General features: G+C 56.5%; 15 protein-coding genes. 2 read left to right on the top strand and 13 right to left on the bottom strand.

The features are described 5' to 3' along the window. Window positions 1–216: 216 nt before the first annotated feature. The 9 genes from nth to ydgT form a co-directional block, all read right to left on the bottom strand. The gene (nth, locus tag GV764_RS10665) at window positions 217–852 is read right to left on the bottom strand and encodes an endonuclease III (RefSeq protein ID WP_161660130.1); all 636 of its coding nucleotides are present in this window, start codon (window positions 850–852) and stop codon (window positions 217–219) included. After that, on the bottom strand, window positions 852–1,547 hold the full coding sequence (locus GV764_RS10670) for an electron transport complex subunit E (protein WP_161660131.1): 696 nt from the start codon (window positions 1,545–1,547) through the stop codon (window positions 852–854). Before GV764_RS10670 ends, nth begins: the two co-directional genes overlap by 1 nt. Continuing rightward, window positions 1,547–2,170, bottom strand: coding sequence for an electron transport complex subunit RsxG (rsxG, locus tag GV764_RS10675; protein WP_161660132.1), 624 nt, complete (start codon window positions 2,168–2,170; stop codon window positions 1,547–1,549). Before rsxG ends, GV764_RS10670 begins: the two co-directional genes overlap by 1 nt. Window positions 2,171–2,179: 9 nt before the next feature. Beyond that, window positions 2,180–3,232: an electron transport complex subunit RsxD gene (rsxD, locus tag GV764_RS10680; protein WP_161660133.1), complete on the bottom strand. Its 1,053-nt coding sequence runs from the start codon at window positions 3,230–3,232 to the stop codon at window positions 2,180–2,182. After that, the gene (rsxC, locus tag GV764_RS10685; protein WP_161660134.1) at window positions 3,233–5,275 is read right to left on the bottom strand and encodes an electron transport complex subunit RsxC; all 2,043 of its coding nucleotides are present in this window, start codon (window positions 5,273–5,275) and stop codon (window positions 3,233–3,235) included. Further along, complete coding sequence (gene rsxB, locus GV764_RS10690; RefSeq protein WP_161660135.1) at window positions 5,268–5,846, bottom strand: electron transport complex subunit RsxB; 579 nt, start codon at window positions 5,844–5,846, stop codon at window positions 5,268–5,270. Before rsxB ends, rsxC begins: the two co-directional genes overlap by 8 nt. After that, window positions 5,843–6,427 carry an electron transport complex subunit RsxA gene (gene rsxA / locus GV764_RS10695; RefSeq protein ID WP_161660136.1) on the bottom strand — a complete coding sequence of 195 codons (585 nt, stop codon included), beginning with the start codon at window positions 6,425–6,427 and terminating at the stop codon, window positions 5,843–5,845. Before rsxA ends, rsxB begins: the two co-directional genes overlap by 4 nt. 77 nt (window positions 6,428–6,504) lie before the next feature. Beyond that, a complete protein-coding gene (locus tag GV764_RS10700) occupies window positions 6,505–6,945 on the bottom strand; it encodes a DUF2569 domain-containing protein (protein WP_161660137.1) in 441 nt (146 codons plus the stop codon). Between the two features lie 93 nt (window positions 6,946–7,038). Beyond that, the gene (ydgT, locus tag GV764_RS10705) at window positions 7,039–7,254 is read right to left on the bottom strand and encodes a transcription modulator YdgT (RefSeq protein WP_161660138.1); all 216 of its coding nucleotides are present in this window, start codon (window positions 7,252–7,254) and stop codon (window positions 7,039–7,041) included. Between the two features lie 582 nt (window positions 7,255–7,836). On the opposite strand from ydgT, the gene GV764_RS10710 reads away from it, so the two are divergent. Continuing rightward, a complete protein-coding gene (locus tag GV764_RS10710; protein WP_161660139.1) occupies window positions 7,837–8,877 on the top strand; it encodes an oxidoreductase in 1,041 nt (346 codons plus the stop codon). A gap of 42 nt (window positions 8,878–8,919) precedes the next feature. Here the strand turns inward: GV764_RS10710 and add are convergent, their stop codons facing one another. The 3 genes from add to malX all read right to left on the bottom strand — a co-directional run bounded on the left by add (window position 8,920) and on the right by malX (window position 13,038). Further along, window positions 8,920–9,921 carry an adenosine deaminase gene (add, locus tag GV764_RS10715; RefSeq protein WP_161660140.1) on the bottom strand — a complete coding sequence of 334 codons (1,002 nt, stop codon included), beginning with the start codon at window positions 9,919–9,921 and terminating at the stop codon, window positions 8,920–8,922. A 300-nt stretch (window positions 9,922–10,221) separates the two neighbouring features. Continuing rightward, window positions 10,222–11,397, bottom strand: a complete 1,176-nt coding sequence (locus tag GV764_RS10720; protein WP_161660141.1) for a MalY/PatB family protein — start codon at window positions 11,395–11,397, stop codon at window positions 10,222–10,224. 48 nt (window positions 11,398–11,445) lie between these two features. Continuing rightward, complete coding sequence (gene malX / locus GV764_RS10725; RefSeq protein ID WP_161660142.1) at window positions 11,446–13,038, bottom strand: maltose/glucose-specific PTS transporter subunit IIBC; 1,593 nt, start codon at window positions 13,036–13,038, stop codon at window positions 11,446–11,448. A 159-nt stretch (window positions 13,039–13,197) separates the two neighbouring features. Between malX and malI the strand changes: the two genes are divergently transcribed. Beyond that, complete coding sequence (malI, locus tag GV764_RS10730) at window positions 13,198–14,226, top strand: Mal regulon transcriptional regulator MalI (RefSeq protein WP_161660143.1); 1,029 nt, start codon at window positions 13,198–13,200, stop codon at window positions 14,224–14,226. A gap of 28 nt (window positions 14,227–14,254) precedes the next feature. On the opposite strand, the gene GV764_RS10735 is transcribed toward malI, so the two are convergent. Beyond that, entirely contained in the window at window positions 14,255–15,811 is a 1,557-nt protein-coding gene (locus GV764_RS10735) for a YdgA family protein (protein ID WP_161660144.1), read from the bottom strand. Window positions 15,812–15,869 lie beyond the last annotated feature (58 nt).

Genomic DNA, 15,869 nt, shown 5'->3' on the forward strand with positions numbered 1-15,869 from the left:
AAAATAACAATGCTGATGATAAATTAAGAAAAAAATCACACCGCTTTAACATCATGTTGCCGATGTGATTTCTGTCACATTTTTATAGAAATTTCTGGACGAAAAAGAACGATTGACCGGGAGGGACGATTAGCCTTAGTGAATTATCATAATGATATGGCTAATTGGCGGTGCATTGTGCGGAAAGAACCTGCCATTGAGCGGCAGGTGTCAGCGTCAGGAGTAGACTTTCTCTTTGTATTCACACAGATCTTCAATGATGCACGAGCCGCAGCGCGGTTTGCGCGCAATGCAGGTATAACGGCCATGCAGGATCAGCCAGTGGTGGCAGTCCACCTTAAACTCGGCTGGAACCACTTTTAACAGCTTCTCCTCAACCTGCTCGACGTTTTTACCTGGGGCAAATTCGGTGCGGTTGCACACCCGGAAAATATGAGTATCTACCGCGATAGTCGGCCAGCCGAAAGCGGTATTTAATACCACATTGGCGGTTTTACGCCCCACGCCGGGCAGGGCTTCCAGCGCTGCACGATCTTCAGGCACGTTGCCCTGGTGCTTTTCGATTAACAGTCGGCAGGTTTTAATCACGTTCTCGGCTTTGCTGTTAAACAGGCCGATGGTTTTGATGTACTCCTTTACGCCGTCCACGCCCAGTTCCAGCATCGCCTGAGGGGTATTCGCCACCGGGTAAAGCCGGGCGGTGGCTTTATTGACGCTGACGTCTGTCGCCTGGGCGGAGAGCAGCACCGCAATCAGCAACTCAAACGGTGAATTGAAATTCAGCTCGGTGGTGGGATGGGGATTGTGTTCGCGCAAGCGCGAGAGTATTTCCAGACGTTTCGCTTTGTTCATTACGCTTTCTCAGCATCGGCGTCGACCGCATCGGTCACAGAAGCCGTGGCAGCGCGACGGGTTTTCATTTTCTCGTCAATCAGGTACTTCACCGCCAGCATCAGACCCAGGCCAATAAACGCCCCCGGCGGCAGCATCGCCAGTAAAAAAGGCGTGTCGGTATGGAAAATTTCGATACGCAGGACTTTCGCCCAGCTACCCAACAGCTGATCCGCCCCGTCAAATAACGTTCCGTTGCCGATAATTTCCCGGATCGAACCCAGCACAAACATCGCGCTGGTGGCGCCAAGGCCGATAGCAAAGCCGTCAAGTGCGGATATTGCGATGCTATTGCGCGCGGCAAACGCTTCGGCGCGGCCAATCACAATACAGTTGGTAACGATCAGCGGAATAAAGATCCCCAGCGACTGATAAAGCCCGAACGCATACGCGTTGATCAGCATCTGCACCGCACTGACCACCGAAGCAATAATCATCACGTAAATCGGGATGCGCACTTCGGGGGGCATCCAGCGACGCAGCGCGGAAACTGCGGTGTTGGTCAGCGTCAATACCAGCGTGGTGGCCAGACCGAGCCCCAGCGCGTTAGTCGCGGTAGAGGTCACCGCCAGCAGGGGACACAGTCCGAGTAATTGCACCAGCGCGGAATTGTTTTTCCACAGCCCCTGTACCACAACCTCTTTCATCTGGCTCATCAGGGTTCTCCACAGGCCGGTAAACCGGACAGTTTTTCAGGCAGCGTTTCAGCATACAGTCCGGCGCGCTTCACGGCATTGACCACCGCGCGCGGCGTAATCGTCGCCCCGGTAAACTGGTCAAACTGGCCGCCGTCTTTTTTTACGGCAAAGCTGGCGTCGTCCGCACCCTGGATATGTTTATTGCTCAGCGAGGTGATCCAGTCGCTGATACGTAGTTCGATTTTATCGCCAAGTCCCGGCGTTTCATGATGTTCCGTGACGCGGCTGCCCCAGATGGTTCCCTGGAAATCACTGCCCACCAGCAGTTGGATCGCCCCGGAATAGCCGTCGGGCGCAGTGGCCTCCATCACGACGCCAACCGGATTATCGCCTTTACGCGCCACATAAATACGATGCTCGCCCTTGCCGAGCGCCGGGTCGTTAACCCACAAGCAGCTTTGTTGCAGGTCGTTATCGTATTTATCGGTTGGGAATACCTGGTCGAACAGCGCCTGCTGTACCACGGCCGCCTGATGGGCAATGGTATTTTTGGTCAGTTCATTAATGGCTGCGGTCAGACCGGTGGAGAACGCGGCAAACAGCGCCAGCGTCACGCCATGTTTTCGCATGGTTTTCAGCATAAGCGCTCCTTAGCGATGCCCGTAAACCCGCGGGCGGGTGTAATAGTCGATCAGTGGCACGGTCATGTTCGCCAGCAGCGTGGCAAACGCCACGCCATCCGGATAGCCGCCATAGCTGCGGATCAGCCAAACCAGCACGCCAGCCAGCGCGCCAAAGATTAAACGACCACGATTAGTGGTGGAGGCGGTGACCGGATCGGTAAGGATAAAGAACGCACCCAGCATGGTCGCACCGGAGAACAGATGCACCAGCGGAGAGGCGAACTGCTCCGGCGCAATCAGCCAGCCGAGCAGGGAACAGACCAGTAGTGACAGCAGGAAGCTCACCGGAATATGCCAGCGGATCAGATTTTTGACGAGCAGGAACACGCCGCCCGTCAGAAACGCCACGTTGACCCACTGCCAGCCTGGCCCCGCCAGCACGCCGCTCAGCATCGGGGTATTCATCAACTGCGCCGCGTCGCTGCCGGCTCGCAGGCCGGTTTTGAAACTATCCAGCGGCGTCGCCTGGCTCACGCCGTCAATGCCCAGCTTCAGTTGAATCAGCGTGTCGCCGCTGGAGGTATGGCCGGTAAAGATCATTCGCAGCGTATCCAGTAAATCCGGCTGCACCGCAGCAACGCTCAGTGGCGGCAACCAACTGGTCATCTGGACCGGGAATGAGATCAGTAGCACCACATAGCCGATCATCGCCGGGTTAAACGGATTATGGCCCAATCCACCGTAGAGCTGCTTGGCAATAATGATGGCGAACCCTGTGCCGAGGATCACCATCCACCAGGGCGCCAGGGGAGGAATACTGATGCCCAACAGCAGCCCGGTGAGCAGCGCGGAGTTATCGCCCAACATGCCTGACAGCGGCTGCTTGCGCAGTTTACATACCAGGCCTTCTGCCGCCAGCGCGCTGACGATAGCGAGCAGTAATTGAATTAACGATCCCCAGCCGAAGTCGTACCACTGCACCACAATACCGGGCAGCAGCGCCAGTGAGACCAGCATCATGATGCGCGAGGTCTGACGCTTATTATGGGTATAAGGGGAGCTTGCGATTCTGAAAACCATTTATTCCTCGTTCACAGCCTGCTGAGCGGCTTTTTTGGCCTGGGCGCGGGCAATTGCCGCTGCGACTGCGGCTTTACGCGGGTCGACAGGTTCGTCATTTGCAGATTCCAGTTGCGCCGCCTGTTTACGGGCTTTGGCGCGCGCGATGGCAGCCTCCACCGCGGCCTTGCGCGGATCGACCGGCGCGTCGCTGGCGGTGTCGTCTACCGTCTCGGCGGTTGCCTGTTTACGGGCTTTGGCGCGGGCGATGGCAGCTTCCACTGCGGCTTTGCGCGGATCGACCGGCGCGTCGCTGGCGGTTTCGTCTCCCGGCTCGGCGGTTGCCTGTTTGCGGGCTTTGGCGCGGGCGATGGCGGCTTCCACCGCGGCTTTGCGCGGGTCAGTAGCTTCGCGGTTCGTCGATTCAGGCGCAACCGTTGCCGCTTTTTCGGCCTGACGCGCACGCGCCTGGGCTTTGCGTGCTTCACGGGCGGCAATGACGGCCTGGTTGTCCGGTTCGCTGTTCGCCTGTACCACAATCACATCAGCCGTTTTCTTATTTCTTACGCGGGCAAGCGCGGCCTGAATCGCGTCCTGATCTTGCGCATCCGGCTGGACAGCCGCTTTCTTATGCCGTTCCAGACGCGCGGCTTTTTCCCGCTCCAGCCGTTGCTGGCGGGCTTCAAAACGCGCTTTAGCTTCGGCGGCGCGTTGCTCTTCCAACTGAACGGCGCGGATCTCTGCCTTCTCCTGGCGGAAATACTGCACCAGCGGAATGTTGCTCGGGCAAACCCACGCGCAGGCGCCGCACTCAATACAGTCGGCAAGGTTGTGCGCCGTGGCTTTGTCGTGTTGTTGTCCTTTACTAAACCAGTAAAGCTGCTGAGGAAGCAGATCCGCCGGACAGGCGTCGGCGCAGGCGCTGCAGCGAATGCAATGCTGCTCTTCCTGCTGCTCGCCCATTTCATCAGGGGAAGGTGCCAGCAGGCAGTTAGTGATTTTAACCACCGGCACATCAAGCCAGGGCAGGGTAAAGCCCATCAGCGGGCCGCCCATAATCACCAGTTGATCGCTGGCGGGGCAAAAACCGCCAAACTCAAGTAAATGACGCACCGGCGTACCCAACCGCGCCCACACGTTGCCAGGGTTGGCGATGGATTCACCGGTCAGCGTCACGACGCGCTCGGTCAGGGGTTCGCCGTCAATCACTGCGCGCTTAACGGCATAGGCCGTGCCGACGTTATGCATCAGCACGCCGATATCAGAAGAGCGACCGCCGTGAGGCACCTGTTTGCCGGTCAGGATCTGTGTCAGCTGTTTGGCTCCGCCGGAGGGATATTTGGTCGGGATCACGCGCAACGCCATGCCGTGCTCGTGGCTCAGCACCGCCCGCAGCATAGAGATGGCCTGGGGTTTGTTATCTTCGATGCCGATCAGCACTTCACGCGGCTTTAAGATCCACGCCAGGATGCGAATGCCTTCGACAATCTGCGCTGCACACTCCTGCATCAGGCGGTCATCCGCTGTGATGTAGGGCTCGCATTCCGCCGCGTTAATGATCAGCGTTTCAATTTTATCGCCGCCGCCCTGGAGTTTTACCCCGGTAGGGAAGCCCGCGCCGCCCAGCCCGGCCACGCCGAACTGGTGGATACGCTCGATTAAGGCTTCCCGGCTGCGCTGTTGATAATCCTGCCAGCCGTCGCGATCGATCCAACGGTCGTCGCCGTCCGGTTCAATAATTACGCTCAGTTCCGCCAGCGCGGAAGGGTGCGCGGTACTGTGCGGCGCGATGGCGATCACGGTGCCGGAGGTCGGCGCATGTACCGGCAGCATCCGGCCCCAACCGCGAGTTAACGGCTGGCCGCGTAATACGCGATCGCCAGGCTGAACGCACAGCTCACCCTCAGCGCCGATGTGCTGCTTCAACGGAATAACAAAACGGCCAGGCAACGGCACGTGGCGCAGCGGGGTGCCGCTGGACTGGGTTTTCATCTCCGGCGGATGAATGCCGCCGTCGAAATCCCAGATTTTCTCTTTTCTGAAGGCAGAAAATAATTTAAGCATGGTGTTCCACAGGAATAATTCGAACCGGAATACTGTCCAGATTCCATTTCCAGTTTTCCGTTGTGGTCGCGACAGGTCGTAATTCAATACAACGTGTCGGGCACGGGTCAACGCACAGATTGCATCCGGTGCACAGATCGCTCATGACGGTATGCATCGCGCGGGTAGCGCCCACGATGGCGTCAACCGGGCATGCCTGAATACATTTGGTGCAGCCGATACAGTTGTTTTCGTCAATCACAGCCAGCATCCGCACCGGCTCAGGAGCGGCGTCATCGCCGCCGACAGGCTGCGGATCGACGTTCAATAAGGTGGCGATTTTTTGCATTACCGCTTCGCCGCCGGGTGCGCAGCGGTTGATATGTTCACCCTGATTGCCTACCGCTTCGGCATAAGGCCGACAGCCGGGGTAGCCGCACTGGCCGCACTGGCTCTGGGGCAGAATCGCATCGATTTTGTCGACAATCGGGTCTTCTTCCACGGCGAAGCGCCGTGAAGCGAAGCCCAGCAGCAGGCCAAACACCAGCCCCAGTGAGCCCAGGGATAAAATCGCGATCCAGACGGTACTCATGACACTTTTACCAGCCCGCTAAAGCCCATAAACGCCAGCGACATCAGCCCGGCGGTGATTAACGCAATCGCATTACCGCGAAACGGTGCGGGCACATCGGCCACCGCCAGCCGCTCGCGAATCGCCGCGAACAGGACCATAACAAAGGAGAAGCCCACCGCCGCCGAAAAGCCGTACAGCGCCGACTGGAGAAAATTGTGGCCGAGGTTAATGTTCAGCAACGCCACGCCTAAAACCGCACAGTTGGTGGTAATCAACGGCAAAAAAATACCCAGCAGCCGATACAGTGCCGGGCTGGTTTTGCGCACCACCATTTCGGTGAACTGCACCACAACGGCAATCACCAGAATAAAAGAGAGGGTGCGCAGATAAATAAGGTCGAGGGGGATCAAAATAAAATTGTCGATAAGCCAGGCGCAAACCGACGCCAGAGTCATCACGAACGTGGTCGCCAGCCCCATGCCAATGGCCGTCTCCAGTTTTTTGGAAACCCCCATAAACGGGCATAAGCCAAGAAACTTCACCAGCACGAAGTTATTGACCAGCACAGTACCAACAAATAACAGCAAGTAATCAGTCATTATCCGACCTGGAACAAAAATAGCCGCCTATTATCGGACATGGATCACATGGCGACAACAGAGAATCTGTAAGGTTATTAAGGATTGACGAAAGTCAGCTTAACGCGCTGCGCACGCTTGAAATAGGGGACAAACAGCGCGGCGGCGATCAGTTGAAACACCAGCTGGCGCACAATCGCGTCATCGGACACCGGCGAAAACGCAAAGGATTTCAGCACCAGCAACACCGAAACCAACAGCCAGATAATATAGTGCTTCGGCACCTTTGCCTGGCGTTTAAAAAAACCGATGGTCAGCCACAGGGTATAACTCCACATTGATACCGCCGAAAGCAGGGACACATACACCCACAGGGCATCCTGCCCCGCTTGCTGACCAAGCGCCTGACGCGTTTCGGGCGAGAGCAGGGCGGTAAAATACATGACCACCACTAATGATGTGCTCAGTAAGGTCAGCAAAAGCCAGGCGAGAGGGGCTAACAGCCATCCCCCGATACGCAGTGCTGGCGTGGTGGTCATTTTACCTCCGGCGGGGCAGTTCATTAACGCTATTCGCTACGTGAATTTCAGCGCAAGAATTATAAGGATTTTTGCGCTAAAAGCTACCCGGGCTTATTGAACGAAGCGCCAGACGGACCTGGGCACCTGGCCCAGGTCAAACAATCGCCCTCCGGAGACAATCTCTGCGCGGCGGTGGTCGGCAGCCCGGTACATGTTGATAATCTCTTCACTCCCTTCCAGGGAATAGTTGAGGTGATCGAACAATTTCTCAAGACTTTCGAGCGAATTGATTTTACGAAACTTAAATAAATAATCCTGAACGGTCATGGGTCGTTCCTGTCCTTAATATCATGAGCAATATTTACGTGCTGGCACACGTTAATAAGTAAACGAAGCGGAGTCATATTCAGCGTTGGGTGGAAGATATATCATGTGTTCCGGGCTTAACCCGAAAAAGAGTAAAAGGCCCGACGTAACGCGTAGATCTCAAGATAGCTATATTACGCATATCTGGCAATAAACTTATGATAACGATAGAAACTTTTCAGCTACGTAGCCGGGTTAGATACTGTATCGGGTGAAATGTGACCAGGTTGGTTTATGCCGGGATGTGACGATACGTGAGTTGCGTAATACGGCTTTATCCTTAAACGCTATTATCAACTTCACACTGAAAAAGGATAAATCACTTCTTTTTATATTTCACAAATCGTTGTCATTGGTAAAACATTAATTATCACAGGGCGCTGGGTTATTCTTTCAGGTAACACGAGATCCCGACCTGACGGGTCGCTGCGTTTTATACGCCCTCCTGACAACGGCTACACTGACAGAGCAAACCGGATTAACAGTTGTTACCGGGAAGCGAATAGTGTGAAATACCTTCGTCCATAGACGAGAGGAATGTAAATGAGCGATAACGTGCGTGTTGGATTAATTGGGTATGGCTATGCCAGTAAAACCTTCCATGCTCCGCTGATTGTCGGTACGCCGGGAATGACCCTGGCGGCGGTCTCAAGTAGCGATGCGTCTAAAGTACACGCCGACTGGCCCGGCGTTTCCGTAGTCTCCGACCCCAAACAGCTGTTCAACGATCCTGATATCGATCTTATCGTCATTCCCACCCCTAACGACACCCACTTCCCCCTGGCTCGCGCTGCCATGGAAGCGGGAAAGCATGTGGTGGTGGATAAACCCTTTACCGTGACGTTGTCACAAGCGCGCGAGCTGGAGGCGCTGGCGAAAAGCCGCGGTCTGGTGCTGTCGGTATTCCATAACCGTCGCTGGGATAGCGACTTCCTGACCCTCAAGGGCCTGATTGCCGAAGGCAGGCTGGGCGAAGTGAGCTATTTTGAATCGCACTTTGATCGCTATCGCCCGCAGGTGCGTAATCGCTGGCGCGAACAAGCCGGTCCCGGAAGCGGTATCTGGTACGATTTAGGTCCGCACCTGATTGACCAGGCGCTGGTGCTGTTCGGCGTACCGGTCAGTATCACTGTCGATATGGCGCAGTTGCGTCCGGATGCGCAAACCACCGATTATTTTCACGCAGTGCTGACCTATCCACAGCGCCGCGTAGTACTGCATAGCACCATGCTGGCGGCAGCCGAATCGGCGCGTTATATCGTGCACGGCACCCGGGGCAGTTATGTCAAATTTGGTCTCGACCCACAGGAAGATCGCCTGAAAGCGGGCGAGCGGCTGCCGCAACAAGACTGGGGCTACGATATGCGTGATGGCGTGTTGACCCTGGCTTCCGGCGATGAGCTGGACGCGCAAACCCTGCTGACCGTGCCGGGCAACTATCCGGCTTACTATGCGGCAATCCGCGATGCGCTTAACGGCCAGGGCGAGAACCCGGTGCCCGCCAGCCAGGCGATCCGCGTTATGGAGCTGATTGAACTGGGGATTGAATCCGCCAGGCATCGCTCAACGCTTAGCCTGACGTAATTCACTTCAGCCATAAAAAACGCGCCTTTCGGCGCGTTTTTTTTAACTTTTAGCGATTTTATCCCGCAGGGCCTGTTTTTCGCTCTCCGACAGGAAGGCGATTTCCAGCCCGTTGCGCTGGGCGGTACGCATCTGATCCAGCGACAGCCCGGCCTGTACGGCGGCAATCTGGTATTCATGAATAATATCCACACCCTGAACGCCCGGATCGTCGGTATTAATCGTCGCCAGAATACCGTGCTCAAGGAAGCGCTTAAGCGGATGGTCCTCCAGCGACGGCACGGTGCTGGTCTGGATATTGGACGTCAGGCAGGACTCAATACCGATTTTCTGCTCCGCGAGAAAATCCATCAACGCCGGATCTTCGATGGCTTTGACGCCATGACCAATGCGCTCGGCACCCAGTTCGCGAATGGCCTGCCAGATACTTTCCGGACCGGCGGCCTCGCCGGCATGGACCGTTATGCGCCAGCCCGCATCGCGGCCGCGATTAAAGTGATTTAAAAACAAGCTGCCCGGGAAGCCCAGTTCATCTCCCGCCAGATCGAGCGCGGTGATCTGGTCGCGGTGCGCCAGCAGCGCATCCAGTTCATTCAGGCAGGCGGTCTCACCAAAGGTGCGGCTCAGAATGCCGATCAAACGGACCTCGACGCCATATTCCCGCGCGCCCTGGCGCACGCCGTCAATCACCGCTTCCACCACGCCCGCCACCGGCAGGTTGTGGTTCATTGCCATATACCAGGGCGAAAAGCGCAGCTCGACATAATGCAGCCCCTGACGCGCGGCGTCTTCGACGTTCTCCCGCGCGACGCGGCGGCAGGCGTCGAGAGAGCCGAGCACTTTTACGCCCCAGTCCAGCTTGCTTAAAAAGCTCACCAGATCGGGGGCGGTTTCGATGACCTGAACGTGGGGGCGTAATCCTTCAAGCGTGTGGGACGGCAGGGGAAGGTTAAACTGCTGGCCCAGATCGAGGATCGTTTCCGGGCGAATGTTGCCGTCGAGATGGCGATGCAGATCGGTTAACGGCAGAGTCGTATCAATCATAGTTGCACTCTTTTTGAATTTGCGTGCGGAGTTCACGCGTTTTTTGAATAAAGTGCATTTTATTATAAAGGGTTTGTCACCCCCCATGCACGCAACAATCTGTTGTTTGCGCATCAAGTGGTTCGTTGTTGCGCAACAAGCGATCGCCTGCCAATAAAAAACCCGGTTTCCCGGGTTTGTTCAGATCCAGCCAGCCTGACTGGCTGCCCACACCACAATGGCGACGGCAATAAGTATCCAGGTTGTTTTACGCATAATGGCTCCGCAGTTTTTTTGCGGCGACACAATACCACAATGCCGTTACGCCATGCAGGCGCGTATCGCATTAATGAGTCCGTCGACGCCTTTTTCCAGCTTGACGCGCGGGCAACCGGCGTTGAGCCTGACAAAGCCGCGCCCTTCATCGCCGTAAGTATCGCCCGGCATAATGGCGACCTTCTGCTGTTCAATAAGATTTTTTTGCAGCAGGGCATCGTCAATGTGTAACGCGCGTAAATCAATCCATGCCAGATAGGTTGCTTCAGGCGGCTGCCAGTTTAGCAGCGGAAAAGCCTGATTCAGCCGCTGGGCAATGTACTGCATATTGTGTTCAAGGTAGTCGCGCAACGCGTCGAGCCAGGGCGCGCCGTCCCGGTACGCGGCGATATGCGCGGCCACTGCCAGCACCGCCGGGGAGGAGAGCCCGTCACGGCCTTTCAACGCCGAGAGATAAGCTGCCCGATCCGCCGTGTCGCCAATCACCCCCCAGGCACCGGTCAGCGCGGGGATATTGAAGCTTTTTGAGCCGGAGGTGAACAGCGCATAGCGATCGCCACCCACTTCGCTCCAGGGGATATGACGCTGGCCGCCCCATACCATATCCATATGAATTTCATCGCTGATTACCCGCACATCATGGCGGGCGCACAGCTGCGCCATGGTCAACAGTTCATCCCGGCTCCACAGCTTGCCGGTGGGATTATGCGGGCTGCACAGCAGCATGACTTTGCACTCCGGGCGCGCCAGCAGCGCCTCCAGTTGCGCCATATCGCATAACCACGCGTTAGCCTTTTTTTGCAGCGGCGCGGCCAACACCTGACGCTGATTGCCCTCAATGGCTTTATAAAAGGCATCATAAGCCGGGGTATGGATCAGCACCGCATCGCCGGGATTCGACCACTGACGAATCATTTCAGAAGCCATATAAATGACCGACGGCCCATAAACCACGGCGTCTTGATCAATCTGTGCATGAAAGCGCGTCGCAAACCAGTGGCTGATGGCAGAAAGAAAATCGTCATGCTTCCAGCGGCTGTAGCCGAAAACGCCGTGGGCGAGCCGCTGGTTCAGCGCATCGAGGATGCAGGGAGCCGCGGGGAAATCCATATCAGAAATGGTAAAGGGCAGCAGATCCGCAGTGCCGAAGCGGTCGGCGACATAATCCCACTGGGTACACCAGGTGCCGTGACGATCCACCGGGGTAGAAAAATCAAACATCGTCCTTCCTTAAGCCATGCCCCTTCGTGACGCGAAGGGGCCTTCATTTTATGCTTCGACCATATTCATCAGGTTAGCCATTTCATCTTTTACAGATTGAACCTGAGTGCCAATGACAACCTGGAGATTGTGCTGGTTAAGCTTCACGACGCCTATGGCGCGATGGGCTTTCAGCGCGTCGACATCCACCAGCGACATCTCTTTTACCGACAGACGCAGACGGGTGATGCAGTTGTCGAGCGAAACAATATTCTCCGCGCCGCCCAGCGCCGCCAGTATTGCCGGGACGTTATAGCCCGATTTACCCGGCGCGCCAGCCTGCAGTTTTTCCTGAACGTTTGCGGTTTCACTCTCACGGCCAGGGGTTTTGATATTCCAGCGGGTAATGGCGAAGCGGAAAATCGCATAGTAAGCCACGAACCACACCGCAGCCACCACCGGCACCATATACCACTTAGTCGACAGGCCGTGCAGAATGCCGAATACCACAAAATCGATCACGTTGCCGTCAGTGTTGCCGATGGTCACGCCCAGCACCGCCATCATGGTAAAGCCAAGGCCGGTCAGCAGCGCGTGGATTAAATACAGCAGCGGCGCGACAAACAGGAACAGGAATTCCAGCGGTTCGGTGGTGCCGCCCACGACGCAGGCGATCACGCCGGAGATCAACAGGCCTTTGATCTTATGGCGGTTCTCCGGACGCGCGCAGTGATACATCGCCAGCGCCGCGCCCGGCAAGCCGCCGAGGAACGCCGGCATCTTACCCTGGGAGAGGAAGCGGGTGGCACTTTCTGCGAAACCGTGCGTTTCCGGGCAGCTTAGCTGGGCCTGGAAAATGGTCAGCGCGCCGCTCACCGTATGGCCGCAGACGTCCAGGGTGCCGCCCGCATCGGTAAAGCGAATCAATGCCACCAGAATGTGCTGCAGGCCGAAGGGCAACAGCAGCCGCTCGCCGGTGCCGAACAGCATCGGGCCAAAATCCCCGGCGCTATTGATAATATGACCAAGCCCGTTAATGCCCATGGCGAAGAACGGCCAAATGAGCGGAACCACCAGGCCCACCAGGCCCATCACAAAGGTCGTCACGATGGGGACAAAGCGAGTACCGCCGAAGAAGGCCAGCGCATCCGGCAGACGCACGCTGTGAAACCGCTCGTGCAGCAGCCACACGATTACCCCGGCGATAACCGCGCCGAGGATCCCGGTGTCGATAGACTGAATGCCGAGGATGCTCTGAATATTATTGGCCTTGAGGATCGCTGGATCGCTGGTGGGCAAAATCCCCTTCGCCGTCAGCCAGAAGTTCACCGCCAGGTTCATCACCGCAAAGCCAACAAAACCAGCGAACGCGGCAACGCCTTTATTTTCACGCGCCAGCCCTAACGGGATGGCGATACAGAACATGACCGGCAGGAAACTGAACGCAAACGAACCGATTTTGCTCATCCAGACGAAGAGGGATTGCAGTACCGGATTCGCCAGGAAAGGCATCAGGGTGGTGACGTCGTGGCTGCTCAGGGAACTGCCGATCCCCAGCATAATGCCGCAAAACGAAAGCAGGGCGACGGGCAACATAAACGTCTTGCCCAACTGCTGAAAGAATTCCCAGAGAGTGATTTTTTGGGGGGGTGATGTCGCCATAGCGGCTCCTTGATAAACGTCAGTGTTTAGTGATGCAGCGCAAGATAAAACGTTTTATCAAATTTTAATGAGCAGCCAGTCACAATTTATCACTGAGAAACATTTATAATAGTCCGATACTGATAAAACGTTTTATCGACAGTCAGGAGCGCCTGCCGGATGATGCAGGAAAAGAAAATTACGATTAACGACGTGGCGCTGGAGGCGGGCGTATCGGTCAGTACCGTCTCGCTGGTACTCAGCGGCAAAGGCCGTATCTCGGCGGCGACCGGGTTGCGCGTCAATGAAGCCGTCGAAAAACTGGGGTTTGTACGTAACCGCCAGGCGTCGGCATTGCGCGGCGGGCAAAGTGGGGTCATCGGTCTGATTGCCCGGGACGTCTGCCATCCTTTTTACGCGCAGTTGATCGCCGGGCTCACCGATACGCTGGAAAAGCAGGGCAGGATGTTGCTGCTCAGCCAGAGCGGACAAGACGGCCAGCAGATGCTGCACTGCTTTGATACTTTACTGAATCAGGGTGTCGATGGGGTGATTATCGCGGGCGCAGCGGGAATGGGCGCGGAACTGCGTGCAAAGGCGCAGCAGAGAGACATTCCCCTGGTGTTTGCTTCACGCGCCAGCTACCTCGATGAAGCCGACACGCTGCGCCCTGACAACCTCCAGGCGGCGCAGATGCTCACGGAACATCTGATCAGGCAGGGACACCAGCGTATCGCCTGGCTGGGCGGCAACAGCGGTTCGCTGACCCGCGCCGAACGGCTCGGCGGGTATTGCGCCACGCTTTTGCAATACGGTTTGCCTTTTCACAGCGAATGGGTGGTGGAGTGCGAAAACAGCCAGAAGCAGGCCGCAGAGGCCATCAGCGCATTGCTGCGCCACAATCCCACCATCAGCGCAGTCATTTGTCATAACAGCACTATCGCGCTTGGCGCATGGTTTGGGCTGATGCGCGCCGGGCTGCAAAGCGGCGAATCGGGGCTGGAAAGCTACTTTGACCGCAGCGTAGCCTTAGGGGCTTTTACTGAACTATCCGACGAAAAGCTTGAAGATATTCCCGTCACCTGGATGGCGCTGCCGGCACAGGAGATGGGGCGTGAGGCTGCCGAGCGTATGGCTCAACGCATCGAGCGCAGCGATGAAGCACACCGGCATCACGTACTGGCAGGAAGGTTGATAAAGCGTAAATAAAAATGGCCTCTTGCGAGGCCATTTACAATTACTGCTGCGGTACGGCGGCAGGCGGGGTCGCCGGAGCAGGAACCGGGACAGGCACCGGAACCGGGACGGGTACCGGCACGGCATCACCCGCTAAACCAAACATACCCACGAAATCTGCCAGCGGCATTTTCTGTCCGTTCAGCGTGACCTGGCCATTGCCGTATTGCAGGCTGGAGACAATGTTGTTGTCTTCCATCGAGGTGATGCGGAACATCTGTCCCATGGCCGCAAGGCCTTTCACCTGCTGAGAGGCCAGCTTCTCAGCCTGGTCGTCCTGATACCCTTCCAGACGGGCGATCTGGGTCATAAACTCGGTCGCCATATCGACCGGGATCACCAGTTTGCTTTCCAGCGATTTCACCACCCGGTCGAGCTGCTGCTCCGGTGTCGTGGCAGGCGTGGTGTTCGCGGAAGGATCCTTCAGGAACAGCGACAGGTTGAAAGCGCTTTCGCCCTTATCGTTTTTCCAGCTCAGCGGGGCTACGGTCACTACCGGGTCGCCTTTCAGAAGCAGCGGGAAGTTAGCCATCAGGATTTCTAATGCTTTCTGCTGATAAAGCGCCGGATTGTCCTGGACGGCAGGGTCGGTTAACAGCCCCTGGATTTGACCGTTATACTGCTGGCTGAACTGATGCCATGCCTGGCCGTCGATCCCGCCGATTTTCACGGTGAGTTTGCCGCTGCCCAGGTTCTGGTTCTGCACTTTCAGCGCATCCATTACGTAGTTGATTTCGCTGTCGATTTTTTTCTTGTCCTGGCCGACGTCAGATTTCGCGTCCAGATGAAGGCCATCAATGACCGCCATTTCTTTGCCTTCTATCGCCACGGCAAATTTTTCAACCGACAGTTTCTGTGCGCCGACGCGCTCGTCAAACTCGGTGAGTTTGCTGGAACCATCGGATTTCAGGCCGTTGAAGGTCATCTGCACCCGCTGGCCGTATTCGTTGACCGCGCTGACCAGACCGCTCTGCGCATCGCCTTTCAGGCTGATTTCGTTGCCTTCACCGTCGGCGTCGAGAGTAAATGTGCCGCCGCTGAACGCCACTTTCTCTTCGGCGTTTTCGTAATTCAGCGCCGCAAGCGTAATCTCTGAAGCTGTGCTGCCGTTGTAGCCTACGCGGGTTTGGGAATCGAATACCGACTGGCCTTTGGTCATGTCAAACAGCGGTTTTGACGCCTCGTTATTGACCAGCGTGGTGCGAACCGACGCCATCGACGGGATCACATTAAGCTTTTTCAATTGTGCAAGCGGGAAGGGGCCATGGCTGACGTCTTCATTAAACACCACGCTTTGACCAGGTTTAATCAACGGATTGGCGACGCCCTCGATAGGTTTAACGACCAGTTGCAGGTGGCTGGAGAATACGCCGCGCTGATAATTCTGATAGCCTAACTCAACGCCCGCTTGCGGTGCGCTGCGCTTCAGTTCGCTGTTGGCGTTGGCGATCATGCCAGCAATCCGCGATTCGAGTTGTTTGCCTGTGTACCAGGACGCGCCGGTCCACACTACGCCCAGAGCGACAATCACACCGACGGCAACCAGAGATTTTTTCATAATGGTTTATCCCTAAAAAATAAAGCCAGACGACCTCTCATCGTCTGGCATGATGAAT

Origin of the sequence: Atlantibacter hermannii (genome assembly GCF_009907385.1) — a bacterium.
GTDB lineage: Bacteria > Pseudomonadota > Gammaproteobacteria > Enterobacterales > Enterobacteriaceae > Atlantibacter > Atlantibacter hermannii_A.

What these genes read in the sequence shown, in the direction of transcription:
- malI (WP_161660143.1), top strand. Translation starts at nt 13,198, where the DNA reads ATGATGCAGGAAAAGAAAATTACGATTAACGACGTGGCGCTGGAGGCG.
- rsxC (WP_161660134.1), bottom strand. Translation starts at nt 5,275, where the DNA reads ATGCTTAAATTATTTTCTGCCTTCAGAAAAGAGAAAATCTGGGATTTC.
- GV764_RS10710 (WP_161660139.1), top strand. Translation starts at nt 7,837, where the DNA reads ATGAGCGATAACGTGCGTGTTGGATTAATTGGGTATGGCTATGCCAGT.
- malX (WP_161660142.1), bottom strand. Translation starts at nt 13,038, where the DNA reads ATGGCGACATCACCCCCCCAAAAAATCACTCTCTGGGAATTCTTTCAG.
- rsxD (WP_161660133.1), bottom strand. Translation starts at nt 3,232, where the DNA reads ATGGTTTTCAGAATCGCAAGCTCCCCTTATACCCATAATAAGCGTCAG.
- ydgT (WP_161660138.1), bottom strand. Translation starts at nt 7,254, where the DNA reads ATGACCGTTCAGGATTATTTATTTAAGTTTCGTAAAATCAATTCGCTC.
- GV764_RS10700 (WP_161660137.1), bottom strand. Translation starts at nt 6,945, where the DNA reads ATGACCACCACGCCAGCACTGCGTATCGGGGGATGGCTGTTAGCCCCT.
- GV764_RS10720 (WP_161660141.1), bottom strand. Translation starts at nt 11,397, where the DNA reads ATGTTTGATTTTTCTACCCCGGTGGATCGTCACGGCACCTGGTGTACC.
- add (WP_161660140.1), bottom strand. Translation starts at nt 9,921, where the DNA reads ATGATTGATACGACTCTGCCGTTAACCGATCTGCATCGCCATCTCGAC.
- nth (WP_161660130.1), bottom strand. Translation starts at nt 852, where the DNA reads ATGAACAAAGCGAAACGTCTGGAAATACTCTCGCGCTTGCGCGAACAC.
- GV764_RS10670 (WP_161660131.1), bottom strand. Translation starts at nt 1,547, where the DNA reads ATGAGCCAGATGAAAGAGGTTGTGGTACAGGGGCTGTGGAAAAACAAT.
- rsxG (WP_161660132.1), bottom strand. Translation starts at nt 2,170, where the DNA reads ATGCTGAAAACCATGCGAAAACATGGCGTGACGCTGGCGCTGTTTGCC.
- rsxB (WP_161660135.1), bottom strand. Translation starts at nt 5,846, where the DNA reads ATGAGTACCGTCTGGATCGCGATTTTATCCCTGGGCTCACTGGGGCTG.
- GV764_RS10735 (WP_161660144.1), bottom strand. Translation starts at nt 15,811, where the DNA reads ATGAAAAAATCTCTGGTTGCCGTCGGTGTGATTGTCGCTCTGGGCGTA.
- rsxA (WP_161660136.1), bottom strand. Translation starts at nt 6,427, where the DNA reads ATGACTGATTACTTGCTGTTATTTGTTGGTACTGTGCTGGTCAATAAC.